This window comes from Pseudomonas sp. ICMP 3272, from assembly GCF_001466905.1.
Classification (GTDB): domain Bacteria; phylum Pseudomonadota; class Gammaproteobacteria; order Pseudomonadales; family Pseudomonadaceae; genus Aquipseudomonas; species Aquipseudomonas amygdali.
In genome coordinates, this window is sequence record NZ_LKEK01000053.1 from 216,861 (window position 1) to 242,759 (window position 25,899).

Sequence of the window (25,899 nt, forward strand, 5' to 3'; positions counted from 1 at the left end):
GTTCCTCATGCTCCGCGTGGGAATGCAGTTCGTGACGCTCTGCGTCACACATTGCAACTTTGACGCCACCAGATGAAGGCGCCATAAAGCCTGAACTGTGGATCATGCGGATTTGAGAGCAAGTTCGTGCACGAGTTCGATTTTCAGGCCAGCAATGCGCTAATCCAGCGAATCTGCTGCGCAACCTCCTGCCATTTTTCTTCGCTCACGCCTTTCTGTGCCCTTTCGAAGTTGTTCAGCGTTTTCTGTTTTTTGCCCAATAAACGCTGCCACTTGAGCAGAAACGCCGGGCTGCGCGCCTGCATCTGCAGCGGGCCGAAGTACAGCTCCTCGGCGGTGTATTTAACGGGGCCGGTGCGCTCGGCGACGATGATTTCGTAGTCGAAACGGTTTTCCCGCAGCACCTCTTCGCTGACGATGCGGTAGTCATGCTCCATCAGCCAGACACGCAACGGTTGCTCGCCGCCGTTGGGTTGCAGGATCAAGCGTTCCTGACCGCTCAGGCGCGCTTTGCCACGTTCAAGGATGTCGCGGATCGTCTCCCCACCCATCCCGCACATGCTGACCGCCGTTATCCCGTCTTCCGCCTCAATCGCCGCCAGACCATCGGCCAGACGCACGCTAACCTGTTGCTCCAGTTCATTCTCGCGCACGCTACGTTCGGCTGCGTGGAACGGCGTCAACGCCACCTCGCCAGCCACCGCCGCCGAGATCGCGCCACGCTTCAGCAGCGCGACCGGCAGATAACCGTGATCCGAGCCGATATCAGCCAGCCGCGCACCGGCCGGTACGTGTGTCGCCACACGCTCAAGGCGCATGGACAATCTCTGTTCGTTCAACGGCAACCCCTTTCACCCCAAGCGCCCGACAGCATGGCCGGGTCCGGGCGCGATTCTGTAGAGCAACGCGGCGCATTTCAACTTTCCGCGACCAAGCCCGCGGCTCGACCCCTAACTGTCGCTCGCGTAGGCTTGGCGTTTTCCGTCCTTTGCAAGGCAGAGATCCCATGGCAAACGCAGACATCATCTTCACCCCCGATCCCGATGCAGACTCCATCTCTTCGGACGTCGCCGACTTCAACGGTGTGCTGGTCAGCACCCAGATCCCGACCCATCCTGATGGCAGCCTGGAACTGGGCGGCATCACCGAGCAGAGCGAATGCACCCTGCGGGCCCTGAAAGATGCATTGGAACGAGCCGGCAGCTCGATGGACCGCGTCATGCACCTGACCATCTACCTGACCGACATGGCGGACCGGGCGGCTTTCAATGAAGTGTACAAACGCTTCTTCAAAAAGCCTTGGCCAGTGCGCGCAGCAGTGGGCGTGGCAGCGTTGGCGGTTGAGGGTATGCGCGTGGAAGTAACGGCGATGGCGGCCAAGGCGGGCTGAATGCAGTCGCTCGTTCCACACTCTGCGTGGGGGCGCATTTTGTAACGCTCTTCGTCATAACATGCTTGTCATGAATAATGAGGCGAAGCACGTCTGTCAGCCTCCAGCAGCACTAAACATAAGGAGATGTATGTGAGACCGGGTCGTAGACTGTTGATAATCGCGGGAGGGCTGGCAGTACTGGGTTTTGTTGGCCATGCCGTATATGAAGCTCTGCCCGGTGATATGGGTAATGATCATATCAATGTCGTATGCGAGGAGGTTGTTAGCGGACGCTTCAATGGAGACGGGACCATTGATGATTCAAAAAAGAAGACACAAAAGTGTTCTTCGGATCTTCGTACTCTTTCTGCCCATTACGTGGTGCTTGATGACGACGTCTATTGGATGAACCAAGTACGTTATAAGGAGAAACCCTGTATTACTGGCGCCGGTGATGCCTCAGGAGCGATTAGTAATTTTTCGTTTTCATGCCTGTTATCAAAACAAGGTCAGATCAACTCGATCGAGACGCGCGAGCTTAACCTGGTGGCACATTACTCGCCTTCCTTTAAGCCGCTGGAGGGCAGCCTTCAGGGGATTGCTGACTGGCAGACTGATCAGCTTGCCTATTACGCCAAAGACGATATTTCTGTTTACTATGGGGGACGAAAGATAAAGGGCGCAGATCCACATCTTTTTTCGGTGGTTTTTCCTTTGGGTGATGACAAAAAGTGGCGCAGTCTTAGTGTCTCTATGAGCGGCAACGAGATGTTCGTCGGCGGTTTGAGTATTGGCGACATTGATTTATACGATTTTCGTCCGTTGATTCCTGTTGATTGTCCTGAACACGGTATTTCTGAATGTGCGGGGCGTAGAGAGTTAGAGGATTTTTTAAAGTATGATAATTGGGGTCAAGGCCTGCTGGGGGTGGTAGGCAATGATCTCGTCTTTCTGCATACCTCTGGCGCTGAGCGATTTGCTGATATGGCGTCTTCCGACACATTTATGTTCGCGACCAGCAAGAAAATCTATGTTTACACCAAAGCAAAATTTTATGAGCTCGGCGGTGAGTATTCATTTAATAAAAAATTGGTGCCGATGGACGTGAACGACTTTACAAATAATCGTGGGTGATTCGATTTTTGCGATGGCGGCCAAGGCGGGCTAACCATAAGGAGATGGAATGCTAGAGATACTGGGCAAAGCCTCATCAATCAATGTCCGCAAAGTGCTCTGGACCTGTGCAGAGTTGGAAATCCCGTTCGAACGGCAGGATTGGGGCTCTGGTTTCAGGGAAACCAACACGCCTGAATTCATGGCACTCAACCCCAATGCGATGGTTCCAGTCATTGAGGACAATGGCTTCGTTCTGTGGGAGTCGAACACGATCATCAGGTACCTGGCGAACCGCAACAACGCCGTGCATCTTTATCCAGCGGACGCGATAGCCAGAGCCCGATTGGATCAATGGATCGACTGGCAGGCCACAGATCTCAACAAATCCTGGGGTTATGCCTTCATGTCGCTGGTCAGGCACAGCGTCGCCCATCAAGACCCTGACGCGCTGGCTGCCGGATGCCGTCAATGGACCCGACACATGGCGATCCTGGATCGACAGCTTGATGCTACCGGGGCGTACGTTAGCGGCAGCGAGTTTTCGCTGGCAGACATCCCGATGGGCCTTTCAGTAAATCGCTGGTTTGAAACCCCGTTAAGTCATCCGGACTTCCCGGCAGTGAAGGCCTATTACGAACGACTGAGCGAACGTCCCGGCTACCGCTTGCACGGCCGAAACGGAACGCCGTGAGCCTTATACCCGAGCCCTGCATCGAATATTGACTCGCCCGTGGAACCAGATCCCGTTGCTTGCCACCAAGACGACAATGAGTTTCCGGGGACGCATATGATCAACCTCACCAGCATTGCATCTTCGTTGGCGCGTGTAGCGCTCAGCGATTCGACAAAGCCAACGATAGACCGCGCGATGAACGTCGTTAGCCATATCGCTGGCAAAGTGGCGTTGCAGGTCAACAGCTCATTGCTGGAGCAGAAAGGCCGGCTTAACGAGCGTCAGCAGAAAGGCCTCGCGGTAATCCTGGACGCATTGCGCGGCAAGGAACCGGTGACCAATGTCGAGACTCACGAAGGCGGAGGCCGATTCAATCTGGCGCGAGCTGCCTTCGACGTGGCCAGCGTTGTCTGGGAGCGCGACAAGTCGATGCATAACGTGATGAGCTTTTTGGGCGTCAGCGACAGCCAGGGCAAGATGTTGTTCTCTCTGGGCAAGAAGCTGACCGACGCGATGGCCAAGCTTGAACCCGCGCAGGGCAAGGACAACTGTGAGGCGCACCACGCGTTCTTCTCCAGCAACCTGAAGCTGAACAAGCTGATGAACGACATCGCTGACCAGTTGATCAACGAGATTCGTCAGTCGAACATCGATCGCGTACGACGACCCACACCGGGCCCATCCTGGAGACCTGAAAGCGCCCAACAGCAAGCACGTCCGCAAACGCCTCCACGCACTCGCCCGCAGGCCAACAGCACACCGCCGCCACCGAAAGCAAAGCCCAATGCAGGCGCTGAGCGGCCTTCAACACAACGGCCTCACGACACACCAGCCGCTGACGCTTCCGCGAAGGTGGGCGATTCCGTCCCCGCCAAGCCACCCGTCAAGCCGTTGTACGAACACTTGGGCCTCTCGGACATGACGGCAGATCTCTCCGCAGTCAAAATGGCCTACAAGAAAGCCGCGTTGAAGAACCATCCTGATAAAAACGCGGGCAACGTGGCGGAGGCGACTGAGCGTTTCAAAGTGATTTCAAATGCGTTCAAGATTTTGTCCGACCCAGAATTGCGCAAGAAATACGACAATGGCCTTATTAATGAGAATGGCGACGAGGTCCAGGTCTGATTTGTCGGCGTGAGGCATGCTTGCGGCAGTCTTTCTGGCGACTGCCGTTCAGCTAAAACACGCCGCCTGATTCCCCAACCCCACCCCGGTATACTCCCCGCATCTCTCAGGGAGCCCCCATGATCTCGTTACCCATCGATGCCGTCCTGCCAGCCCTGCGCCAGGCCCTGACCACGCGCCATGAAGCCGTACTCGAAGCCCCTCCCGGCGCGGGCAAGACCACGCGTGTGCCGCTCGCGCTGCTTGAGGAAACCTGGCTGGCCGGGCAGACCATTCTGATGCTGGAGCCGCGGCGACTGGCGGCAAGAGCAGCTGCCGAGCGGCTGGCCAGTGAGCTGGGCGAGAAGGTCGGCGAGACGGTGGGTTATCGGATTCGTCTGGAAAGCCGGGTCGGCCCGAAGACGCGTATTGAAGTGGTGACTGAGGGGATTCTCACGCGTCGCTTGCAGGACGACCCTGCGCTGGAAGGTGTGGGGCTGCTGATTTTCGATGAGTTTCATGAGCGCAGTCTGGACGCCGATCTGGCCCTGGCCCTGAGCCTCAATGGTCGTGAGCTGTTTCGTGACGATCAGCCGCTGAAGATTCTGCTGATGTCGGCCACGCTGGAAGGCGAGCGGCTGGCGGCGTTGCTGGACGATGCACCGGTAGTGCGCAGCGACGGGCGGATGTTTCCGGTGAAGATGCAGTGGGGGCGTCCTTTTCAGCCGGGTGAATTCATCGAGCCGCGTGTCGTGCAGACGGTGCTGGATGCGCTGGGCAGCGAGTCCGGCAGCCTGCTGGTGTTTCTGCCGGGGCAGGCCGAGATTCGTCGTGTCAACCAGCAACTGGCAGAAGCGCTGGGCGAACGCGCCGACATTCTGCTCTGCCCCTTGCATGGCGAGCTTGATCTCAATGCGCAGCGTGCGGCCATCGAGCCTGCCCCCCAAGGTACGCGCAAGGTCGTGCTGGCGACCAATATTGCGGAAACCAGCCTGACCATCGACGGCGTGCGTGTGGTGATCGATGCCGGGTTGGCGCGGGTGCCGCGTTTCGATCCGGGCAGCGGCATGACGCGTCTGGAAACCCAGCGTATCTCGCGTGCCAGCGCCACTCAGCGTGCCGGGCGGGCAGGGCGGCTGGAGCCGGGTGTGTGTTACCGGCTGTGGTCCGAAGCGCAACACGATCAACTGGCCGCCTACGGCGCGGCAGACATTCTTCAGGCGGACCTTGCCGGGCTTGCGCTGCAACTGGCGCGCTGGGGCGTCATGCCTGCGCAACTGGCTTGGCTCGATGTCCCGCCAGCGGCGGCTTATGCGCAGGCGCAGGATTTGCTGGTGCGGCTTGAGGCGCTGAGCAACCAGCCGGGCCAACCGCCAGCGCTGACGTCCCACGGTCAGGCGATGGCCGAGCTGCCCGCACATCCGCGCATCGCGCACCTGCTGCTACGCGGTCATGCATTGGGCTTGGGCGAACTGGCGTGTGACGTGGCCGCACTGTTGGGCGAGCGCGATATTCTGCGCGGCGGCGGGGCCGATCTGCACAGCCGCCTGACCTTGTTGGCGGGCACCGAGCGTGCTGCGCGTGGTGCACAGGGCGGTGTGCAGCGAGCTAAACAGCTGGCACGGCAATATCGCGGATACCTGCGCGGCACTGCGAAAAGCCCGGTCATCGATCCCGATCATTCACGCTGGCTGGGCGCTCTGCTGGCACTGGCCTACCCGGATCGCGTGGCACAACAACGTCGCCCCGGCGGTGCTGAATATCGCTTGGCCAACGGTCGCGCGGCACTTTTCGCCGAGGCCGACGCACTGATGAAGCAGCCTTGGCTGGTCATCGCAGATTTAGGCAGCCGTCAGGGGCAGCGTGAGGAGCGGATTTACCTCGCTGCCGAATTCGATCCAGCGCTGTTCGACTCTGTGCTGGCCGAGCAGGTCATCACCGTGGACCAGATTGAGTGGGATGAGCGCGAAGGCGTGTTCCGCGCAGAACGGCAGCGCAAGGCGGGCGAGCTTATTATCAACCGCGAACCGCTGACCGGCCTCGATGACGCAGCTCGCAGCCAGGCACTGCTGGCGCTGGTACGTCGCAAAGGCTTGGAACTGCTGCCGTGGACGCCCGAACTGCGCCAGTGGCAGGCGCGTGTCTCGCTGCTACGCAATCTGGACATCGACAAAAGCGCAGCAAGCGAATGGCCCGACCTGAGTGACGCGCAACTGCTGGCGACACTCGAAAACTGGCTGATGCCCTACCTGGGCAAAGTCACCCGGCTCAGCCATTTCAGCCAGCTCGACCTGCCCTCCATCCTGCGCAACCTCCTGCCGTGGCCAATGCCGCAACAACTGGAAGCTCAGGCTCCGCAGACCATCCAGGTGCCTTCCGGCTCGAATATCCGTATCGACTACAGCGAACACCCGCCGATTCTGTCGGTGCGGCTGCAAGAGTTGTTTGGGTTATCTGATACCCCGCGCATTGCCAATGGGCGGCAGGTGTTGAAACTGCATTTGCTGTCTCCGGCACGCCGCCCGGTGCAGGTGACGCAGGACCTGGCCAACTTTTGGCGGTCTACCTACATTGAGGTGAAGAAGGATTTGAAGGGGCGGTATCCGAAGCATTACTGGCCGGATGATCCATTGGTGGCGGAGGCTACGGCGCGGGTGAAGCCTAGGGGGACGTAATAGGTTGTCGTGCTAATGCTGAATTTGTCATGTAACGCAGTCAGCGATCTCTAGAGCAAGGAGTGGCTGCAGGGCTTAGCGTTGAATTTTTCAGGCATTAGGTATAAGTGAGGGACCATTTGTAATGATCGAAGACGAAAAAAAGCTTGTTCAAGAAAGGCCTAAGTATTCTCTGGCGAGGTGGGCTGAGCAGAACAAAATTTCCCAAGAAGCAGCCGAGGAAAAAAGAGGTATCGCGCTGCGCTTGGCAATTGAAGGGATAAATGATGGGTCAATAGATTCGCTTGATGGTATAGGATCGCCGCTTTCCAGGAAAATCCAGGCGCACCACGGTGGTGCTTTATTCGAAATGAATAGAAATTGGGTTGAAACAGCGCAGTATTGGCGTTGCCCTTGTTGTGTAAGGGGGAAATTTGAAATATCTCGGCTTGGAAGTAAAAAGCAGATTCTTGCGAAGTTGGTTGAGCATCATGATCATATGGCTGATGCTTTAAAGGCTGCTTTTAATAAAGTCTTCGTTGTGTCCGGTACGGACCAACCGACAAATACCGGTTTGGCTTTAATCGAAAGGATGGCGCCAGCGTTTTCAGCCTATTCCCCGGTTTTGGTTTGCGAAGATTGTAACAATGCTGACGCTGCTGCGAAAAAAATTATTTCAAATGCTGGCCGAAAAATTGATTGGCATTCCTTTTCTATAGGTCAGATTTTTCAATTCATTACAATCCACGAACACGCTCCGCATGACATAGATGAGTCCAAGGTTTTAGCGCTCTGGAACCTCGTAAGACCTGCTTACGTTGCTCGAATGAATTTGGTATATCAAGTAGCAGAAGCTGCTGTGCTACAAGACTATTGGTTTGAGAGGTACAAAGGGGAAGTAGCCCCTGTACATACTTTTTCCAATGGATTCAATCGATACAATGGGCTTGAATTTGTTAGCGGTAATGCGTTAGTTCTAGAAATGGAGAAAGGTATTATAAAACATGCAGCAAACTATAGTCGATGGCGTACGGAGATACAGTCCACAGGGGAAAAGCCGCCTCCAAATTTCCTGGCTATAATAAAGTCGCTGCCTGGATGTGCGTTAATGTGGGAGGCGCAAGCGGACGATTGGGAGTGCCCTATTTGTACTCGGTCAAAGTATGAAATTGTTAGCTTTATGAGGGGTAAAGTAAGCTTTCATACACATTCGCCGACCAGGTTTAGTTTGGCATGGATAAGGGTAAAGAGCATATGCTCTGGGTGTTTTAATGTTGTGATAGCCATGAAGCGTGAGCTGGAGAAGGGCTGCGGTATAAAGATAGGGTCTACTTTTGACTGCGTCACGCCTGACGAATTGCGTGCTCTTCTTCGCGCAAGGCCTCACTCTCCGCCAGTGGTGAATCGTGACATGGCAAAAGCGCTGATGTACAAGTGGATATCCCGTTAGGAAGGAGCAGGGACTTGCAGTGGGTTTTGATATTTTGGTGCCTTTAGATTTAAGAAGAGCTTGCCCGTTCAATAATCAAAACTTTCATTGAGCGAAAAGCAACAGACCCAGAGAACACCAGGGCACAACGCCCTGGCAGGCAGCAGATGTCACTTTTTCTTTTTAGCCGGTTTTTCCGCCTTCTCTGACTTCTTGGCCTTTTCTGGCTTGCTATCAGCTTTTTTGGCAGCTTTCTTTGGCTCGGCGTCTTTTTTCTTGTCTTTCTTTTCGGAAGACTTGGAAAGCGTCGAGGCCGCTTCAGATTTCTTGGCCGGTGATGCTTTCTTGTCCTTCAGATCCTTGCTGGCTTTCGAGGCTTCGCCTTTGCTTTTCTTGTCGTCTTTAGCCACGTTGATCACCCTTTGGGTATGCCGGTATTGGCACGTAGCCTGTGGGAGTATCCACAGGCTAATCATTAGGCGAGCGCGTCTGAAAACGGTTCAAACTGTTTTGACCCTTTCAGTTGCTGAAGGACGACATTCAGATGCTCGGCGACTCGTCAGCTTATTGCGGGCTATAGGGCTGCCATTCGCACTCGGCTCCGGTATTTTCAATCACACGAATACTCAGGAATCGATCACGGAAAGCTTCCGAGCAACCGGGTAACCAGGGAAAGACATTGAACACTGCCAGATTTGTTTTCAAATCCCTTATCAAGCGCTGGATGAAAAACATTTTTTCACGGGGTGACACCCATATACGCGAGCTTGAACCCCAGTGGACATCCCAAGGCCCGGGTTCAATCCGCATGGAGCGGTATCACCATATCGATGCCAGCGAGCAGGATAAGGACGGCTCCTACGACTATTACTATGAGTACGATATGTACTACTTCACGGAAGGCACTCTGTCCCTCGCCGCTCGCTGCTACACGGATGATGCTGATGAAGCCAACTTTATGGGTATCGAGTTTGACGGATACGACCGCGCGCTTGAGCCTGACGATAGGTCTCTCCCGTTGGTGAGCGCGGCTCTGGCCCAGTTGAAGTCTGATGGAAAAACGAAATTCTTTACGTTCACCGGAAAAGGTTATGAGCCCATATTTGCGAGCTCCGAGCATGAAGGCGACACCATGCGCGGAGAGCGCATTGAAGTGATCGCCCTGTCCCCAAGTGCTCGCTATCGTGTCCAGACGACGCCTTACGAGGCACTTGCCACGCAATGGATTTACCCACCCGAGATAATCGACATCAGGCGCGACATCCGCGTGTTTGCTTTCGAAGACAATGGCTGGTCAGCCGATCAGGCACGCTGGCTGGATTGCTCATGTGTTGAGTTGACCCTGCGCAAATACCCCGGACGGCTCACCGGTGCTGGAATCACGGTGATTATCGACTGCGCTCGTGGCACGGCGGCGTACGGCGATGGCATCGAGATCAAGACGCCTGCGCTTGAGCGGGCGCTTGATGCTATGTGGAGCGGCGCGGACTGACGTAGCGCGGGATACGCTTCAATTATCAGGTGCGTGCGACAACGCAGGCCCATATCTAAAACCCGACGCTCATGAGCGTCCTGTCTTTTTTCAGGGCCAGCACAAAGACGCACCTGTTGCTTTACTCGCAGTCTTTGCGTGAAAGCGTGATCGATGTAATGAACTCGCCTGTCGAGCTGGAGTACGAATAAGTGATTTTGTTACCCAGCTCCAGCACCAATAGATAGGCTGTCTGCTTACACAAGCTGCCTTGGATTTGCTGAGTCAGATAGCTGTCGTAGTAGACTTTTTCGCCAGGCCTTCCGTTGTAACCATTGATCGTGAGGTTGTAGAGGACGGTGTGATCAGCATAGGCAATCGTGTCTATTCGGGTCATAAGGTCCAGCATGATGGGAAGCTGTGTCTTTTGCTGATCGATTACCGCCGCCAGTGCTTCGTTTCCATCTTTAGCCCAGAGGGGAGTCATGAAGCAAAGTGCTGCAGCGCCCCCCAGAATAGTTTTAGCAACGTTAAGTTTTTTCAATTCAATATCCTTATTTTAGAAAACTATCTGATTACAGAGCAGGAACCCCTCAGGGCAAAACCGGCAACAAAAACCGCCCAATCACCGGCAAATGATCAGAGATCAACAACGTATCGTCCCGCCGCACCCTCGCACTGACCCGCTTCAAACTCGGGCTGTAAAACAGGTAATCCACCGTCCGGTCCGGCCCGTTGATGCGGCTGTCGTTGGGGAAGTGCGTGAGCCATTTACCGCGGTCTATGCCGCTGGATTCGGCGTTGTCGGGGATCATCGGGTATTTCTCCCACAGCTCGTGCAGCTCGCTGTCGGCGGCGTAGCCGAGGCGCTGTTCTTCGGGGAGGCGCTGGTATTGGCCCAGCGGCAGCAGGTTGAAGTCGCCGCCGATCAGCCACGGTGTGCCGCCGCTTTCCAGTTTGTCCAACTGCTTTTCAGTGGCGACGACCTGTTTTTGTGCGGTGTCGCCGGTGTGTCTGGCGGTGGTCAGGCTGGTGTTGATGACGGCCAGTTTGCCGCCGTCACGCAGGGGCAGGTAGCTGACCAGCAAGGCATCCTTGGGCTGGAACTGACGGCTGATGATATTGGCGTCTGGCACCGGCAGTTGCACGCGTTCAGCACTGTCGATGTGGAAGCGGCTTAGGGTCGCCAGTTTTCTGCCGACGCTGCCCCAGATATGCGGGTTGGGTACGAACTCTGCCTTCCAGTAGAACGCCTGCGTGCTGCAGGGGTAGAGGTCCGCCACTCGCTCTTTGATCAATGCCAGTTGGTCTTCGTAATCGGAGTTTTTGGCACCATCGTCGACCCCTTGCAGCAGTACGATATCCGGCTGTTCATCACGGATGACCCGCGCCACTTCATCCAGGTTGTAGGCCAGGTCTTCATGCGTCGGGCGTTCGTCCGGGCCGCTGCCGTCGGCCATGTCGTACCAGAACACATAGCGCTTGCCCGCCAGGTACTGGATGTTCCAGGTCATGACTTTGAGGGCTTGCCCCGGCACCAGCTTTGGCGCCTGAACCGCAGGATTGCAGCTGGCCGGGAGTAACTCGCGAGCTGGAGGGCGCCAGGTCAGTTGGAAAACCAGTAACAGCAATACGGCGACCAGCAGCAAGCCGTACAGGGTCAGACGTAGCAGTAAACGGGGCATCGGCTCGACTTGGAGCGCCTGGCGCTCAGTGAGGGATTCGGCATTGAGCATACCGAATCGACGCGTCTGACGTCAGCCTTTGCTTCAGGCGCGGTGTGCGGGCTCGCTGATCAGCATGAACAGGCGGAACGTCACAATGGTGGTGAACAGTTGCAGGAAGCTACCGATGCTGTCGGTGATCACGGAAACCGCTGCGCTTTGCGGTTCCGGAAACAGGTACAGGCTGGCGCCCTCAAGCAGCCACAGGGGAATGTAGACGCTCAGCACGCACACCAGAATGCGGGTGAAGTGCCCGGTGGTCATCAGCATGCTTTCGCGCATGGCCATGAACGGTGTGAGCTTGCGCAGGACCAGCAGGTATTCGCAGAACGCCAGTTTGATCATGACCCAGAGGCCGGGGACCACGAACAGCGAAAGGCCGAACATGATCAGCAGGGTGCTCATTGCCGAGAGTACGGCGAAGGTGGGCCACAGGCGCAACGCCATGGCCAGCAGGTCGCGGGTGTAGACGTCTTCGCCACGGCTGCGTGCGTCGAGAAACAGGATCAGTGCCGCTGTATAGATAGGGTAGAAAAACAGCCCGATGACCAATTCGTAGGCAGGCGACGTGTCGGCGGACATGGCGTTGCTCAGCGCTTGTTTGGCCAGCACCTCGAGTATCACGACAGGCAGGCACAGCAGCACGATGCTGCCCAGATTGCGCCGAAAGAAATAGAGCGAATCCTGGATGACGGTCAACGGGTTCATGTAGATAGATCGCAGGCTAAAAGCAGGCGCACACTTTAGCCCATGGCCCTTGCCGAACCAAGCGCAGTGGTGCTGGGCTGAGATCTTCTTATCTTTTTCTTCATGTCATTGAAGCGGGTGGATGAGGCCCCATTTTCTGAGCATGGTCCTGCCGGTGCGGCAGGAAAGAATTCCAGTGGCAACTCAGTGAGGTGGTCATGAACAGCGAAGAGCAAACCCTGATTGATGGTCTTTTCTCGAAACTGAAAGACGCAGAAACGGCATCCGCTCCGCGAGATGCTGCGGCCGAGGCGCGCATCAAGGAGCATCTGACTCGCCAGCCCGCTGCGCCGTATTACATGACGCAGGCGATTCTGGTGCAGGAAGCTGCGGTCAACCAGCTCAATCAGCAGGTGAAACAGCGCGACGAGCAGATTCAGCAGTTGCAGGCCGAGCTGCAGCAGGCCAAAGGGCAATCTTCGTCAGCACCGGCCAGCGGCGGGTTTCTGTCGAGTATTTTCGGCAGCAGCGCCTCGCGAGCGCCTCAGGCTCAGCCGGCCCAGGCTTCGGGTGGTGGCTGGCGCGACGGTGCTGGTTTCAATCCTGCCCCTGCGCCCGCAGCGCCGCAGGGTGGTTATGCCGCGCCTGCTCCGGCTGTGGGCAGTGGTTTTCTCGGCGGTGCGTTGAAGACCGCGGCCGGTGTGGCGGGCGGTGTGCTGCTGGCAGAGGGCATCAGCAGCATGTTCAGCCACCACAGCCAGCCGCAGGAGATCGTCGAGGTCATTCACGACGCGCCACAGGCTCAGGACACTGGCTCGTTCAATGATCAGGGCAGCTGGGGACAGCCGGATCAGCAGTACACCGCCGATGACAACTTTGACGATGGCGGCGACATGTTCTCTGATGATGATTCGTTTGTGTAAGGACGCAGTGATCGCTCCCCACGCTCCAGAACAGACAATTATCGTTCCGCACGCTCCAGCGTGGGAATGCCCTGGGTGACGCTCCGCGTCACAGGTCTGCGCCGCGCCGCCCATTCAAGATCGGACGTGGAGCGTCCAGAAATGCGTGCGACGCGGAGCGTCGCACGATAGTTGAAGCTCAATTCCGTTCTCAAGCTGGCATACTGGGCGCCGATTCACATTCCGGATCGCTGTAACCAGTGGGCGTGTTGCCCGCCATGAGGAATTGCGGTGAAGAAGATCGCGGTGTTCGCCGACGTGCAGAACCTGTATTACACCGTGCGCCAGGCGCATGGCTGTCATTTCAATTACGCCGCCTTGTGGGCGGATATCAGCAAGCGCGGCGAGATTGTTCACGCGTTTGCCTACGCCATCGATCGTGGCGACAGCAAACAACAGCAGTTCCAGCAGATCCTGCGCAATCTGGGGTTTACCGTCAGGCTCAAGCCGTACATCCAGCGTAGCGACGGTTCGGCGAAAGGGGACTGGGATGTCGGCATCACCATCGATATCATGGATTTCGCACCGCAAGTCGACGAAGTCGTGCTGGCGTCGGGTGATGGCGATTTCGACATGTTGCTCGAGCGTGTGATCAGCAAACATGGTGTTGAGGCGGTGGCCTATGGCGTGCCGGGGCTGACCGCGAACTCGTTGATTCGCGCAGCCAGTCGTTATGTGCCTATCGAAGGCGCGTTGTTGCTGAAATGAATTTACAGGGTCAGGCCAGTGTTGGAACGTATTGCAGTCATCGACTTTGAAACCACCGGCATCTCCCCGGGCCATAGCTGCCGGGCAACCGAGATTGCCGTGGTCATCATGGAGCAGGGGCGTATTGTCGAGCGCTTTCAGAGCCTGATGAATGCCGGAGTGCGTATTCCTGCGTTCATCGAAGGGTTGACCGGTATCAGCAACAACATGATTCGTACCGCCCCCAGCGCCGAACGGGTGATGGGCGATGTGGCAGATTTCGTCGGTGCCACGCCGCTGGTCGCGCACAATGCCTCGTTCGACCAGAAATTCTGGGACTACGAACTGTCGCGCATTCAGCGCAAGCGCGAACAGAGCTTTGCCTGTTCGATGCTGCTGGCCCGACGCCTGATGCCTGGCGCACCGAATCACAAGCTTGGCACGCTGACCAGCTACGCGCGCCTGCCCAATACCGGCAAGGCTCACCGGGCGATGGCGGATGCGGAAATGGCCGCTAACCTCACCGCGTATCTGACCAACGAACTGCGCAACACCCACGGTATCGCCGCAATCTCCCACCAGATGCTCTGCTCGCTGCAGAAAGTCCCCGCCGCCAAGATCGGCGAAACACTCAAGCGTCAGCGCGGCTTCTGATCTTCTAGTGTTCCTGCTTGCCGTTGCTGGTCAGATAATCGGCCGGCAGGCTGCGCTCCACTGCTGTCGACAGCACGATTGAGGTTTTGCTGAAGCCAAACCTGGCAATCCGATTGATCAGGTCTTCCAGGTGCGGCATCGAATCCACCGCAGCCCTCATGATCACGCACGGGTCGCCCGTCACCCGGTAACACTGGATCAGTTCAGGGACCTGCCACAGCTCCTTGTACGCCTGTTGATTACCGTGACTGCCCATGCGCAACTCGATCAGGCATTGAATCGGCAAACCGACCTTCGACAGATCGACCTTCGCTTCGTACCCGGTAATCACACCGCTCGCCTCAAGCTTGGCGACCCGCTCGGCCACAGCAGGGGCGGACAGGTTGACCAGTTTCGCCAGCTGCGCAAAAGACGCCCGGCCATTTTTCAGCAGCTCATCGAGCAGAATCCGATCGTATTTATCCAGCGTCATGACGTGCCTCGTGCTGTGCGATGGGTAATTTTAAAATAAAAGGAAAGCAGACCTTACAAGCATTGAATCGTAAGTTTCAGTGCGGTTTAAACAGGTTTTTCTGCTTAATATCCGCCTTAGGCCTTCATACAATAGGTCCACCATAACAATGATCCCAGAGCCTTGCCATGCCTCAGTCCGTTCGTATTTCGCCGTTGCTCATTGGTGCCTTTCTGGCCTTGTACCTGATCTGGGGCTCTACCTATCTGGTCATCCGTATCGGCGTGGAGTCATGGCCGCCGCTGATGATGGCTGGCGTGCGTTTTCTGATTGCCGGGTGCCTGATGTACGGTTTCCTGCGTTATCGCGGCGTGCCAGCGCCGACCTGGCGCGAGTGGAAGGCGGCGTTTGTGATTGGCTTCCTGCTATTGGCATGCGGTAACGGCGGTGTGACGCTTGCCGAACACGCAGGCGTTGCATCAGGCGTCGCGGCGCTGGCGGTGGCGACCATGCCGCTGTTTACCTTGCTGTTCGGCCTGTTCTGGGGCAATCGCACGACTAATCTGGAGTGGGCGGGCATCGTGCTGGGCCTGATCGGTATCGGCCTGCTGAATCTCGGTTCCAATCTGCAAGCCAGCCCTTATGGCGCTGCGCTGGTGCTCTTTGCCGCTGCGTCGTGGGCGTTCGGCTCTGTATTGAGCAAGCATATGCCGCTGCCCAAAGGACCGATGGCCAGTGCGGCGGAAATGATCACTGCCGGCGCGACGCTGCTGATCGGCAGCGCTTTGAGCGGCGAGCGTCTTGCGCATATGCCGACTGCGGCGGGCTGGGGCGCGCTGCTGTATCTGGTGGTGTTTGGCTCTATCGTCGCGTTCAGCGCGTATATGTACCTGCTCAAGAACGTGCGCCCGGCAGCCGCAACCAGCTATGCCTACGTCAACCCGGCAGTGGCGGTGATGCTTGGCGTGGTGTTTGCGGGAGAGACTATCGGTATTGAAGAGTGCCTGGCCATGGTGGTGATTATCAGCGCTGTCGTGCTGATTGGCCTGCCGCAATGGCGCAGGTCGGCGGTACGAAAGGTCGGATCGACACGCACAAGCTAACCGAGGCGGGCCGGACAGGTTAAACTGCGCACCTTGCGTTGAATTTTTCCTACGGTATTTCCATGACATTCGCCTCTCTCGGCCTGATCGAACCCTTGCTGCGCGCTCTTGAAGCGCTCGGTTACCAGACTCCGACGCCTGTACAGACCCAGGCAATTCCTCCGGTACTGGCGGGCCGCGATCTGATGGCAGCTGCCCAGACCGGCACCGGCAAGACCGCAGGTTTTGCCTTGCCGCTGTTGCAGCGCCTGACCATGGAAGGGCCGAAAGTCGCGCCTAATTGCGTTCGCGCGCTGGTATTGGCCCCGACCCGCGAACTGGCCGATCAGGTTCACGAAAGCATTCGTCAGTATGCCGAGCACCTGCCGTTGAGCACTTACGCAGCCTACGGTGGCGTGAGCATCAACCCGCAAATGATGAAGCTGCGCAAGGGCGTGGACGTGCTGGTTGCGACACCGGGACGTCTGCTCGACCTGCATCGCCAGAATGCAGTCAAGTTCTCGCAGTTGCAGACTCTTATCCTTGATGAAGCCGACCGCATGCTTGATCTGGGCTTCGCCGAGGAATTGCGTGGCATCTACGCTGTACTGCCCAAGCAGCGCCAGACCTTGCTGTTCTCCGCGACCTTTTCCGACGAAATTCGTCTGCTGGCCGCGCAGATGCTGAATGACCCGCTGACCATCGAGGTCAGCCCGCGCAATGTGGCGGCGTCATCGGTCAAGCAATGGGTTGTGACCGTGGACAAGAAGCGCAAGGCTGATCTGTTCATCCATCTGATGAAAAAGCATCGCTGGGGCCAGGTGCTGGTGTTCGCCAAGACCCGGGTTGGCGTTGATCAACTGGTGGATCGTTTGCAGGGGCTGGGTCTGAACGCTGATGGTATTCACGGCGACAAGCCGCAGGCTACTCGCCAGCGTGCGCTGGACCGCTTCAAGAGCAATGAAGTGAAGATTCTGGTTGCCACCGACGTGGCGGCTCGTGGTCTTGATATCGATGATCTGCCTACGGTCGTCAACCTGGACCTGCCGATTGTGGCCGAGGATTACATCCACCGTATTGGCCGCACCGGCCGGGCGGGGCTGACGGGCGAGGCGATCTCGCTGGTGTGTGCTGATGAAGTCGAACTGCTGTCGGCCATCGAAGTGCTGACCCGCCAGACGCTTGAGCGTAAGGAAGAACAGGACTTTGAGCCTGAGCACCGGGTGCCGACTACAGATGCCAGCGGCCAGATCCTGAAAAAACCCAAGAAACCGAAAAAGCCCAAGGTCTCGGGCAGCAAACGTAACCTGGGCAAATGGGTCGACAGCGGCGAGTCAGAGCCTGCGCCAGCGGTCAAACCCGTACGCAAGGTCCCGGTTTTCAACACCGGCCCGCGCAAGAAGAAGCCTTGATATACGCATGTGGGCGCGAGCCGGGCGACGCTCCCATAGAAGGATTTATGTATAACGTGAGCAAGCTCCCACAGGTTATCCATGGGCTTTGTGGGAGCGAACTTGTTCGTGAAGAGGGCAGCGCAGTCGACGAATTTGCTGCGTTTGGAATATAGCCTTCGCGAACAAATTCCCACAGAAAGGGTTTATGTATAACGCTGAGTGCAGAGCATACGCACAGGAATCACTGTGAGTTCAGCCACTCCACCATCCCCAGCCCGGCAGCGCGGCCGCTGGCGAAGCAGGCGGTCAGCAGGTAGCCGCCTGTAGGGGCTTCCCAGTCGAGCATTTCGCCTGCGCAGAACACGCCGGGCAATTGCCTGAGCATCAGACGCTCGTCCATGGCTTCGAAGGTCACGCCACCTGCGGTGCTGATGGCCTCATCGATGGGGCGTGGTTTGATCAGGGGCAGTGGCAACGCCTTGATGGCCGCGCTCAACAACAGCGGATCGGCAAACGCTTCACGAGGCGCAAGCTCGCGTAAAAGCGCTGCCTTTGCGCCGTCCAGGCCCAATTGGCTGTGCAGGTGCTTGGACATCGAACGCGAGCCACGTGGTTTGCTCAGAGCTTTTTGAATGTCTGTCAGCGTTTTGCCGGGCAGCAGGTCAATGTCCACTGTCGCCGAGCCGCGAAGGTTGATCTGTTCACGAATCTGCGCCGACAGTGCATACACCAGACTGCCTTCCACGCCCGTCCCGGTCAGCACGCATTCGCCCAAGCGCAGGGCATGGCCATGCAGGCCCATGGCGATATTTTTCAACGGCGCACCGGCAAACTTGTCGCGCAGCAGGTCGCTCCAGGCGCTCACCTCGAAACCACAGTTGGCGGCCTGCAAAGGCGCAACCTCGACCTGCCTGGCTTGCAGCCATGGCAACCACGCCCCGTCAGACCCCAGCCGCGCCCAACTGGCACCGCCCAGCGCCAACAATGTGGCTGCCGGGTTGAGCGCCTTTTCGCCATCGGCGCAGGCAATGCGCAGGCTGCCATCGACGTTCCAGCCCAGCCAGCGATGCCGCGTGTGAATCGTGACACCCGCATCACGCAGGCGCTTGAGCCAGGCGCGTAGCAGCGGTGCGGCTTTCATGTCAGTGGGGAAAACACGGCCCGAGCTGCCGACAAACGTCTCGATACCCAGCGCATGAATCCACTGGCACAGCTCATCGGCACTAAAACTACGCAACAAAGGCGCGATCATCGGCGAACGTTCAGCGTATCGCGACAGAAAAGCCGGGTAGGGCTCGGAGTGCGTTATGTTCATGCCGCCCACCCCGGCCAGCAGAAACTTGCGTCCTACTGAAGGCATGGCGTCATACAGATCGACGTTCAGCCCTGCCTGGCTCAACACCTCTGCTGCCATCAACCCCGCAGGGCCGCCTCCGATGATGGCGACGGTTCGGGAAGCAGGAGAGGCGAGGTCGGTCATGGTCAGCGAAGTATCGATAGCAGAGGAGGTGGGCATTCTACCCGAGCGTTGTTTTCAGGTGTGGTGCAACTCATTGGCTGCGACTGTGATGAGGCGCAACGCACTGTCATAAGCCCATGTCGTCCCAGACTCGTTGCGCACTGTGATGCAGGATCCCGTGGCGTCTTGCCAGCGCCTGACGGTCCTTGCTGTAGCCGCCGCCGATCACGCCCATGACCGGAATATCGCGGCTCAGGCAATGACGCAACACGGCTTCGTCGCGATTGGCCAGGCCTTGATCGGTCAGTTGCAGATAGCCCAGAGCGTCATCCTTGTGAACATCAACTCCTGCGTCATACAGCACCAGATCCGGCTTGTAGAACGGCAGCAGGTAGTTGAGCAGGTCGTCGACGACGTTCAGGTAGTCAGCGTCGCCCATCCCCATCGGCAGCGGGATATCCCAGTCGCTCTGGGCCTTGCGCGCCGGGAAGTTCTTTTCGCAGTGCAGCGAGACGGTAATGGCGTCCTCGGTATCGGCCAGAATACGCGCCGTACCGTCGCCTTGATGCACATCGCAGTCGAAGATCAGCACCTTGTCCACGCGGCCGCTTTGCAACAGGTACTGACTGATCACTGCCAGGTCGTTGAAAATGCAGAAACCGGCCGGGTAATCATAGTGCGCATGATGGGTGCCGCCCGCCAAGTGGCAAGCCATACCGTGCTTCAAGGCCTTCTCGGCAGTCAGTAACGAACCACCCACGGCACGAACCGTGCGACGTGCCAGCGCCTCGCTCCAGGGCAGACCCAGACGCCGCTGGTCTTCACGGGACAGGTCGCCATTAAGGTAGCGGCTGATGTAGGACGGGTCATGAGCCAGCGCCAGAATGTCCGCCGGGCATAACTCGGGACGCATTAATTGAACGTCACTGGTCAGGCCGCTGTCGACCAAGTAGTCACGTAACAGACGGAACTTGTCCATCGGGAAGCGGTGATCCGCCGGGAAGTCCGGGCTGTAGTCTTCATGGTAGATAAGCGGTAGGGACATTTTGCGTCCGTTGACAGGTCGAAGCCCGATAGTGCCAGCAAAGCGTGCGCACGCCCAGTTGTCTGGCGCAGTGGATAACTACGCTGACGCCCACTCATGTCTCGTTACACGGGGGAATCGATGGAACCGATACTCAAGCTAGACAGCGCCCGGCTGCTGATGCGGCAGTGGCGCGACGATGATTTGCCAGCATTCGCCGAGATGTGCGCGGACCCGCGCGTGATGCGTTATTTCCCCGAACCGCTGAGCCGTCTTGAAAGCGCCGCCATGATCGGACGGTTACGTGGTCATTTTGCCGAATTGGGCTTCGGGTTTTGGGCGCTGGAGCGTAAGGATACCGGCGAATTCATCGGTTTTACCGGGCTGCATGTCGTGGGTTTCAAGGCATCTTTTACGCCGGCCGTGGAAATCGGCTGGCGGCTGGCTTATGACCACTGGGGCCTGGGCTTTGCCAGCGAGGCGGCATGGACCGCGCTGGGCTGTGGTTTCGAGCGCCTGAATTTGAAGGAGATCGTGTCGTTTACCGCGGTTAATAATCAGCCGTCGCAAAAAGTTATGCAGGCAATCGGTATGCAGCAGGATGAGTCCGGCAACTTCGATCATCCCAATCTGGATGACGGCCATCCGCTCAAGCCGCACGTGCTGTACCGGATCAGCCATGAGCAGTGGCTCAGGACGCTGAAGCCGTGATCAGGGTGTAGATTGAATTAAGCCAACCATCTTAAATCTGTATCATTCCATTCCAGTGGGATGGGCCAGAGGCCTGTCGGAAAATGCAGCGACTGCCGTTGCCGTAAAAGTGCAGAGTCGATGTGCAAGAGGAGTGAGAATGAGCCAAGTGCTGGATGATCTGGTTGAGTTGCTGACGCTGGAAGCCATTGAAGAGAATCTTTTTCGCGGCCGCAGCCAGGACCTGGGTTTTCGTCAGCTGTTTGGCGGCCAAGTGTTGGGGCAGTCGTTGTCTGCCGCCAGTCAGACCGTCGAAGAGGACCGCCATGTTCACTCGCTGCACGGCTATTTTCTGCGCCCTGGCGATGCAGGCCTGCCGGTGGTCTATCAAGTGGACCGCGTGCGCGACGGCGGCAGTTTCAGCACGCGCCGTGTGACTGCCATTCAGAAGGGCAAGCCGATTTTCACGTGCAGCGCCTCGTTTCAGTACGACGAAGAGGGCTTTGAGCACCAGGCGTCGATGCCGCAGATTGTCGGTCCGGAAAACCTGCCGTCCGAGCTAGAGCTGCTGACGGGCCGAGCACACCTGATTCCCGAAGCGATGCACGACAAGTTTCTGCGCCCCAAACCGATTCAGTTCCGCCCCGTGACATCCGAAGACCCGTACGATCCCAAGCCAGGCGAGCCGGTGAAGTACGTGTGGTTTCGCGCCGATGGCAGCCTGTCGGACGTGCAGGCGCTGCATCGTTACATGTTGGCTTATGCCTCCGACTTCAACCTGCTGACCACTTCGTTACGGCCGCATGGCAAGACGGTCTGGCAGCGCGATATGCAGGTCGCCAGCCTCGATCACTCGCTGTGGTTCCACAACGACCTGCGTACCGATGACTGGCTGCTCTATGCGATGGACAGTCCTTGGGCTGGCAACTCCCGCGGCTTCTCACGCGGCAGTATCTTCAACCGCGCCGGGCAACTGGTTGCATCGGTCAGCCAGGAAGGGCTGATCCGCCACCGTAAGGATTGGGCATGACACTCGACGGTATACGGCACTGGGTTTTCGACATGGATGGCACCCTGACCATCCCGGTCCATGACTTTCCGGCAATCAAGCGTGAACTGGGCATCCCTCAGGACCACGATATTCTGGGGCATCTTGCCGCGTTGCCCGCTGACGAGTCGGCGGCCAAGCATGCATGGCTGCTGGAACACGAACGGGAGCTGGCGCTGGCTTCGCAGCCAGCCGAGGGCGCGGTCGAACTGGTTCGTGAGTTGTCGGCGCGCGGTTATCGGTTGGGGATACTGACCCGTAACGCTCAAGAGCTCGCGTACATCACCTTGAAAGCCATCGGCCTGGCGGACTGCTTTGCTGTCGAGGATGTACTGGGCCGCGACGAAGCGACCCCCAAGCCGGATCCGGCGGGTTTGCTGAAGCTGGCCAATCGCTGGAGTGTCGAGCCGGAGCAGATGGTCATGATCGGCGACTACATGCATGACCTGAACTGCGGCCGTGCGGCGGGCGCCAAGACCGTTCTGGTCAACCTGAAAGACAACCCCTGGCCGGAGCTGACGGACTGGCATGCCGTGGATTGCACTGTGCTACGCGGGATGTTGGGGTGATCTGGACTGGCTCTGGTGCAACTATCGTTCCTCACGCTCCAGCGTGGGAATGCCTTGGGTGACGCTCTGCGTCACAAATCTGCGCCGCACCGCGCACCCAAGATCGGACGCAGAGCGTCCAGAAATGCATTCCTACGCGGAGCGTAGGAACGATAGTTATACCCCGATCACTTAAAACGGCTTGAACAACACCGCCTGACCCTCGGGCGAGGTGAAGATCCCGTCGCCGTTGTGGCCGACTTTCGGCACGATCACCAGGCGCTGGTTCAGCCCTTCAGGGTGGCGCTTCTTGAGGTAGTTGAAGTAGTTCTGGCCACGAATCAGGCGATACGCGCCTTGCGCTTCGGCGGCACAGGTCTTGTCCAGAGCAGGGTGGTTGCGATCGGTGTCCAGCTCGCCCATCAGGTAAGTGATGTCGCGCTTCACGTAATTCTTCTCGATGTCAGCCGGTTTTTCCTTGCCCGAATAGAACGGCATCTTGTTCAGACCGTATTTCCACTCATCGAAATCAGGGCAGCTCTGCGCCGTTACCGGTTCAGGCCGCTCTGCGTCGAAGTAGGCATAGGACGACGGGTTGGCAATCACATAACGCAGCTTCACACCTTCCCGCTGCAGCAGCGCATCTTCCTTGCCGCCGATCATCGCGTAGCGCTGCACCACCTGAGCACCACCGGAATGCCCGGCAATGACCACTTCTTTCAGATTCGGGAACAGCTTGCTGTCGCTCAGACGCTTGAGGATATGGTCCAGGACCAGAAACGAACTGACGGGCTTGGGATTGGTGGCGGTTGCGCCTTCCATCCAGCTGTTCTGGCGCCAGCGCAGAATCGACTCCGGCAGGTGATGCGCGACAATGTCCTTCTCATCCAGAAACTGCGGGGCGATCAGCAAGGTCTTGCTGCGCTCTTTGGATTGATTAGCGGCACGTTCGATGCTGCGCAGGTAAGTTTGCGCATTGCGCAGGCGGCCGTGCAGCACGATTACCGCGCGCTCGATCTTCGGCTTGGGGTGTACCCATTCCTGACTCAGCCCGAGTGTCGCCTCTGCACCATTGATGGCCAGGCGATCCGGACTGATAGACGTAACCGCTTGATCCTCGGCATGCGCCCCGAGGCTCGCGAAGGCAGTGCTCAACAACAGGACCAGAAGCGGTTTAATCATGTGTTCAGAGACTCTTGGCGGCGAATGTATCGCATTGATTGATTTGGCCTTGGGCAAAGCCTGCCTTGAACCAGCGTACACGCTGGGCAGACGTCCCATGAGTAAAGGAGTCCGGAGCGACTCGACCACTGCTTTGCTGTTGCAAGCGATCATCGCCGATAGCGTTGGCCGCATTCAATGCCTCTTCAATATCACCCGGCTCAAGCCAGTTCAAACGATTTTGTGCGTTGTACGCCCAAACACCTGCAAAGCAGTCCGCCTGAAGCTCCTGGCGGACCAGTAAACCGTTGGCACCTTCCATTTTTTGCCCGGCCTGACGAGCCTTGTCGACCTTGGCAGAAATGCCCAGCAGGGTCTGCACATGGTGCCCGACTTCGTGGGCAATCACGTAAGCCTGGGCGAAGTCTCCAGCGGCGGAAAAGCGTTGGGCCATTTCGCGGAAGAAGTCCATGTCCAGATAGACCTGCTGGTCAGCCGGGCAGTAGAACGGGCCGGTCGCCGAGGTGGCGCGACCGCAAGCCGAGTTGACCTGGCCGCTGAACAGCACCAGCGTCGGGTCCTTGTACTCGCGACCGTTCTGAGCAAACACAGCACGCCAGGTGTCTTCGGTATCGCCGAGGATGCTGCGCACGAATTCGGCTTGCTGGTCGTTGGCCGGTGGCGCCTGACGCGTTTGCGCGCTGGGTGGAGCGCTTTGCTCGGTGCCTTGCCCGGTCAGTTGCCCGAGAATCTGCATCGGGTCCTGACCGGTCAGCAGGCCGATGGCAACGATGATCACAATGCCGCCCAAGCCCAGCCCCTTGCCACCGATGCGCATGCCGCCGCCGCCACTGCTGCCGCCATCACGCGCATCGACTACGTTGTCGCTACGTCGGCCTTTTTTCCAGAGCATGTCGGATCCCTCTTCTTTTCGTGCAATGAGTGTCGCTGCTGATACAGGTCTGCGCCAGTCTGGCGGTCCGGCCAGCGTGTGCAGGATGCGAGGGTATAGAGGTGCGAGAGAGCCGATTGGTTCGGGAAGTCCGTGTCTAGCTTTTCATGGGCTGCGCCTGCAACACGTCAGGCGGCGACGCATCGGCAAAACGGTCGACCTGCCGCAGCGATTTGAAGCCCGTCATCCACGCGCCGACCACGCCCAGTGTGCAGACGCCGCCCATGATTGCCGCAGGTATCGCGCCGACCAGCGAGGCGCTGGTGCCTGCGCGAAATTCGCCCAGCTCGTTGGATGAGCCGATAAACAGCATATTCACGGCATTGACCCGGCCGCGCATGTTGTCCGGCGTCGAAAACTGCACCAGCGCCGAGCGAATGAACACGCTGACCATGTCCGCCGCGCCCGCGACCAGCAGAGCCAGGCACGACAGCCAGAACAGTGTCGACAGTGCAAACACCAGATTCGCTACGCCGAACAGGCCGACGGCAATAAACATGGTCATGCCGACGTTGCGCTGCAGCGGACGCATGCTCAGGTAAATACCGACGCCCAGTTCGCCCAGGCTCATCGACGCACGCAGCATGCCCAGCCCTTGGGGGCCCAGATGCAGCACTTCATGGGCATAGATAGGCAGCAGCGCCACCACACCACCGAGCAGCACGGCGAACAGGTCCAGCGAAATGGTGCCGAGGATGATCGGTCGCGAGCGGATGAAGGCAATGCCCGCGGTGAACCGGCCCCATGCGCTGGAGCCCAGTTCCACCGGCTTGCCGGCAAAGGGCGTCGCTACAGGGGCCAGAAACAGGATGCCAGCTATGAATGCTGCCACGCAGACTGAATACGTCAGCTCTGCGCCGCCCAGCCAGTACAGATAGCCGCCGATCAGCGGGCCGCCAACGGTCGAACAGCGCATGATCACACTGTTGGTGGCAATGGCCGAGGGCAACTGATCACGCGGGACAATCTGCGGCAGCAGGCTTTGCAGGGCCGGCCCGGTGAAGGCGCGGGCGCAGCCGTAGAGCATCAGCGCGCCGTAGATCAGCCGCAGGTCTTGCAGCTTGAGGGCCGAAAACACAAACAGAATGGTGCCGCATAACGCCTGCACGCCCCAACTGATCATCAGGATGACCTTGCGGTTGTAGCGGTCGATCAGGTCCCCGGCAGGCATCAACAGCAGCAACATGGGAATAAACTGAGCAAGGCCGACGTACGCCAGTGCCATTGGCTCGCGGGTCATGTCATAGACCTGCCAGGCGACCACCACTGCCTGAATCTGCATGGCAAACACTGCCATCAGGCGCGAGAGGATAAAACTGACGAAACCGGGCTGGCTGGACAACTTGACCAGGGCAGGGGCGGCTGAAGACTCAGAGCTCAAGAAAGGGATCCCATTGAAGCGGCTAATTCACGTTTTCGGTTTATACCTTAGCGTATCGATAGGAAGCTAATAAAAATTCTGACAGTTTCGCCGTGACGGGCATGAAAGAATCTGCGCCGCGCCGCATGTACAGGATAGGACGCGGAGCGTCCGGAACGGCATGCGACGCAGAGCGC

At 58.0% G+C, this 25,899-nt stretch carries 26 protein-coding genes; 15 read left to right on the top strand and 11 right to left on the bottom strand.

Annotated features, from left to right (window positions below; translation table 11 throughout):
* Window positions 1-143 precede the first annotated feature (143 nt).
* On the bottom strand, window positions 144-839 hold the full coding sequence (locus AO068_RS14455) for a tRNA (adenine(22)-N(1))-methyltransferase (protein WP_310887190.1): 696 nt from the start codon (window positions 837-839) through the stop codon (window positions 144-146).
* A 167-nt stretch (window positions 840-1,006) separates the two neighbouring features.
* Between AO068_RS14455 and AO068_RS14460 the strand changes: the two genes are divergently transcribed.
* The 6 genes from AO068_RS14460 (at window position 1,007) to AO068_RS14485 (ending at window position 8,369) form a co-directional block, all read left to right on the top strand.
* A complete protein-coding gene (locus AO068_RS14460) occupies window positions 1,007-1,390 on the top strand; it encodes a RidA family protein (protein ID WP_058408703.1) in 384 nt (127 codons plus the stop codon).
* 126 nt (window positions 1,391-1,516) lie between these two features.
* A complete protein-coding gene (locus AO068_RS14465; RefSeq protein ID WP_080394970.1) occupies window positions 1,517-2,506 on the top strand; it encodes a DKNYY domain-containing protein in 990 nt (329 codons plus the stop codon).
* 49 nt (window positions 2,507-2,555) lie between these two features.
* Entirely contained in the window at window positions 2,556-3,179 is a 624-nt protein-coding gene (locus AO068_RS14470) for a glutathione S-transferase family protein (protein ID WP_058408704.1), read from the top strand.
* Window positions 3,180-3,275: 96 nt separating this feature from the next.
* On the top strand, window positions 3,276-4,286 hold the full coding sequence (locus tag AO068_RS14475) for a J domain-containing protein (protein ID WP_058408705.1): 1,011 nt from the start codon (window positions 3,276-3,278) through the stop codon (window positions 4,284-4,286).
* Between the two features lie 119 nt (window positions 4,287-4,405).
* Window positions 4,406-6,940, top strand: coding sequence for an ATP-dependent helicase HrpB (hrpB, locus tag AO068_RS14480; RefSeq protein ID WP_058408706.1), 2,535 nt, complete (start codon window positions 4,406-4,408; stop codon window positions 6,938-6,940).
* 124 nt (window positions 6,941-7,064) lie between these two features.
* Window positions 7,065-8,369 carry a hypothetical protein gene (locus AO068_RS14485; RefSeq protein WP_058408707.1) on the top strand — a complete coding sequence of 435 codons (1,305 nt, stop codon included), beginning with the start codon at window positions 7,065-7,067 and terminating at the stop codon, window positions 8,367-8,369.
* A gap of 149 nt (window positions 8,370-8,518) precedes the next feature.
* On the opposite strand, the gene AO068_RS14490 is transcribed toward AO068_RS14485, so the two are convergent.
* On the bottom strand, window positions 8,519-8,767 hold the full coding sequence (locus AO068_RS14490) for a hypothetical protein (RefSeq protein WP_003368741.1): 249 nt from the start codon (window positions 8,765-8,767) through the stop codon (window positions 8,519-8,521).
* Window positions 8,768-9,072: 305 nt separating this feature from the next.
* Between AO068_RS14490 and AO068_RS14495 the strand changes: the two genes are divergently transcribed.
* Window positions 9,073-9,840, top strand: a complete 768-nt coding sequence (locus AO068_RS14495; RefSeq protein WP_058408719.1) for a hypothetical protein — start codon at window positions 9,073-9,075, stop codon at window positions 9,838-9,840.
* A gap of 121 nt (window positions 9,841-9,961) precedes the next feature.
* On the opposite strand, the gene AO068_RS14500 is transcribed toward AO068_RS14495, so the two are convergent.
* The 3 genes from AO068_RS14500 to AO068_RS14510 are packed head-to-tail and all read right to left on the bottom strand — an operon-like array spanning window position 9,962 to window position 12,251.
* Entirely contained in the window at window positions 9,962-10,363 is a 402-nt protein-coding gene (locus AO068_RS14500) for a hypothetical protein (protein ID WP_005780783.1), read from the bottom strand.
* A gap of 49 nt (window positions 10,364-10,412) precedes the next feature.
* Window positions 10,413-11,555: an endonuclease/exonuclease/phosphatase family protein gene (locus tag AO068_RS14505; RefSeq protein WP_058408708.1), complete on the bottom strand. Its 1,143-nt coding sequence runs from the start codon at window positions 11,553-11,555 to the stop codon at window positions 10,413-10,415.
* A 33-nt stretch (window positions 11,556-11,588) separates the two neighbouring features.
* A complete protein-coding gene (locus AO068_RS14510; RefSeq protein ID WP_057432346.1) occupies window positions 11,589-12,251 on the bottom strand; it encodes a YciC family protein in 663 nt (220 codons plus the stop codon).
* 197 nt (window positions 12,252-12,448) lie between these two features.
* On the opposite strand from AO068_RS14510, the gene AO068_RS14515 reads away from it, so the two are divergent.
* The 3 genes from AO068_RS14515 to AO068_RS14525 all read left to right on the top strand — a co-directional run bounded on the left by AO068_RS14515 (window position 12,449) and on the right by AO068_RS14525 (window position 14,533).
* Complete coding sequence (locus tag AO068_RS14515) at window positions 12,449-13,153, top strand: DUF2076 domain-containing protein (RefSeq protein WP_058408709.1); 705 nt, start codon at window positions 12,449-12,451, stop codon at window positions 13,151-13,153.
* A gap of 270 nt (window positions 13,154-13,423) precedes the next feature.
* Window positions 13,424-13,900: an NYN domain-containing protein gene (locus AO068_RS14520; protein ID WP_002555259.1), complete on the top strand. Its 477-nt coding sequence runs from the start codon at window positions 13,424-13,426 to the stop codon at window positions 13,898-13,900.
* Window positions 13,901-13,921: 21 nt separating this feature from the next.
* Window positions 13,922-14,533, top strand: a complete 612-nt coding sequence (locus AO068_RS14525; protein WP_005745439.1) for a 3'-5' exonuclease — start codon at window positions 13,922-13,924, stop codon at window positions 14,531-14,533.
* 4 nt (window positions 14,534-14,537) lie between these two features.
* On the opposite strand, the gene AO068_RS14530 is transcribed toward AO068_RS14525, so the two are convergent.
* Window positions 14,538-15,005, bottom strand: a complete 468-nt coding sequence (locus AO068_RS14530; RefSeq protein WP_002555257.1) for an Lrp/AsnC family transcriptional regulator — start codon at window positions 15,003-15,005, stop codon at window positions 14,538-14,540.
* A gap of 167 nt (window positions 15,006-15,172) precedes the next feature.
* Here AO068_RS14530 and yedA point away from each other — a divergent pair, with 167 nt between their 5' ends.
* Both yedA and AO068_RS14540 read left to right on the top strand, forming a co-directional pair.
* Window positions 15,173-16,087 carry a drug/metabolite exporter YedA gene (gene yedA / locus AO068_RS14535; protein WP_054996473.1) on the top strand — a complete coding sequence of 305 codons (915 nt, stop codon included), beginning with the start codon at window positions 15,173-15,175 and terminating at the stop codon, window positions 16,085-16,087.
* A 62-nt stretch (window positions 16,088-16,149) separates the two neighbouring features.
* Window positions 16,150-17,478, top strand: a complete 1,329-nt coding sequence (locus AO068_RS14540) for a DEAD/DEAH box helicase (protein ID WP_010193188.1) — start codon at window positions 16,150-16,152, stop codon at window positions 17,476-17,478.
* Between the two features lie 223 nt (window positions 17,479-17,701).
* Here AO068_RS14540 and AO068_RS14545 read toward each other — a convergent pair whose 3' ends face one another.
* Both AO068_RS14545 and AO068_RS14550 read right to left on the bottom strand, forming a co-directional pair.
* Complete coding sequence (locus AO068_RS14545; RefSeq protein WP_161936591.1) at window positions 17,702-18,940, bottom strand: TIGR03862 family flavoprotein; 1,239 nt, start codon at window positions 18,938-18,940, stop codon at window positions 17,702-17,704.
* A 106-nt stretch (window positions 18,941-19,046) separates the two neighbouring features.
* Window positions 19,047-19,964, bottom strand: coding sequence for a histone deacetylase family protein (locus AO068_RS14550; RefSeq protein ID WP_058408711.1), 918 nt, complete (start codon window positions 19,962-19,964; stop codon window positions 19,047-19,049).
* A gap of 120 nt (window positions 19,965-20,084) precedes the next feature.
* Here AO068_RS14550 and AO068_RS14555 point away from each other — a divergent pair, with 120 nt between their 5' ends.
* From AO068_RS14555 to AO068_RS14565, 3 genes are all read left to right on the top strand, one after another.
* A complete protein-coding gene (locus tag AO068_RS14555; RefSeq protein WP_044322982.1) occupies window positions 20,085-20,654 on the top strand; it encodes a GNAT family N-acetyltransferase in 570 nt (189 codons plus the stop codon).
* 139 nt (window positions 20,655-20,793) lie between these two features.
* Window positions 20,794-21,663, top strand: a complete 870-nt coding sequence (gene tesB / locus AO068_RS14560; protein WP_044322981.1) for an acyl-CoA thioesterase II — start codon at window positions 20,794-20,796, stop codon at window positions 21,661-21,663.
* Window positions 21,660-22,250, top strand: coding sequence for an HAD family hydrolase (locus AO068_RS14565; protein WP_058402578.1), 591 nt, complete (start codon window positions 21,660-21,662; stop codon window positions 22,248-22,250). Before tesB ends, AO068_RS14565 begins: the two co-directional genes overlap by 4 nt.
* A gap of 171 nt (window positions 22,251-22,421) precedes the next feature.
* Here AO068_RS14565 and AO068_RS14570 read toward each other — a convergent pair whose 3' ends face one another.
* The 3 genes from AO068_RS14570 to AO068_RS14580 form a co-directional block, all read right to left on the bottom strand.
* Entirely contained in the window at window positions 22,422-23,411 is a 990-nt protein-coding gene (locus AO068_RS14570; RefSeq protein WP_004655548.1) for a hypothetical protein, read from the bottom strand.
* 4 nt (window positions 23,412-23,415) lie between these two features.
* On the bottom strand, window positions 23,416-24,303 hold the full coding sequence (gene ypfJ, locus AO068_RS14575) for a KPN_02809 family neutral zinc metallopeptidase (protein ID WP_005745361.1): 888 nt from the start codon (window positions 24,301-24,303) through the stop codon (window positions 23,416-23,418).
* 136 nt (window positions 24,304-24,439) lie between these two features.
* Entirely contained in the window at window positions 24,440-25,723 is a 1,284-nt protein-coding gene (locus tag AO068_RS14580) for an MFS transporter (protein WP_058408712.1), read from the bottom strand.
* Window positions 25,724-25,899 lie beyond the last annotated feature (176 nt).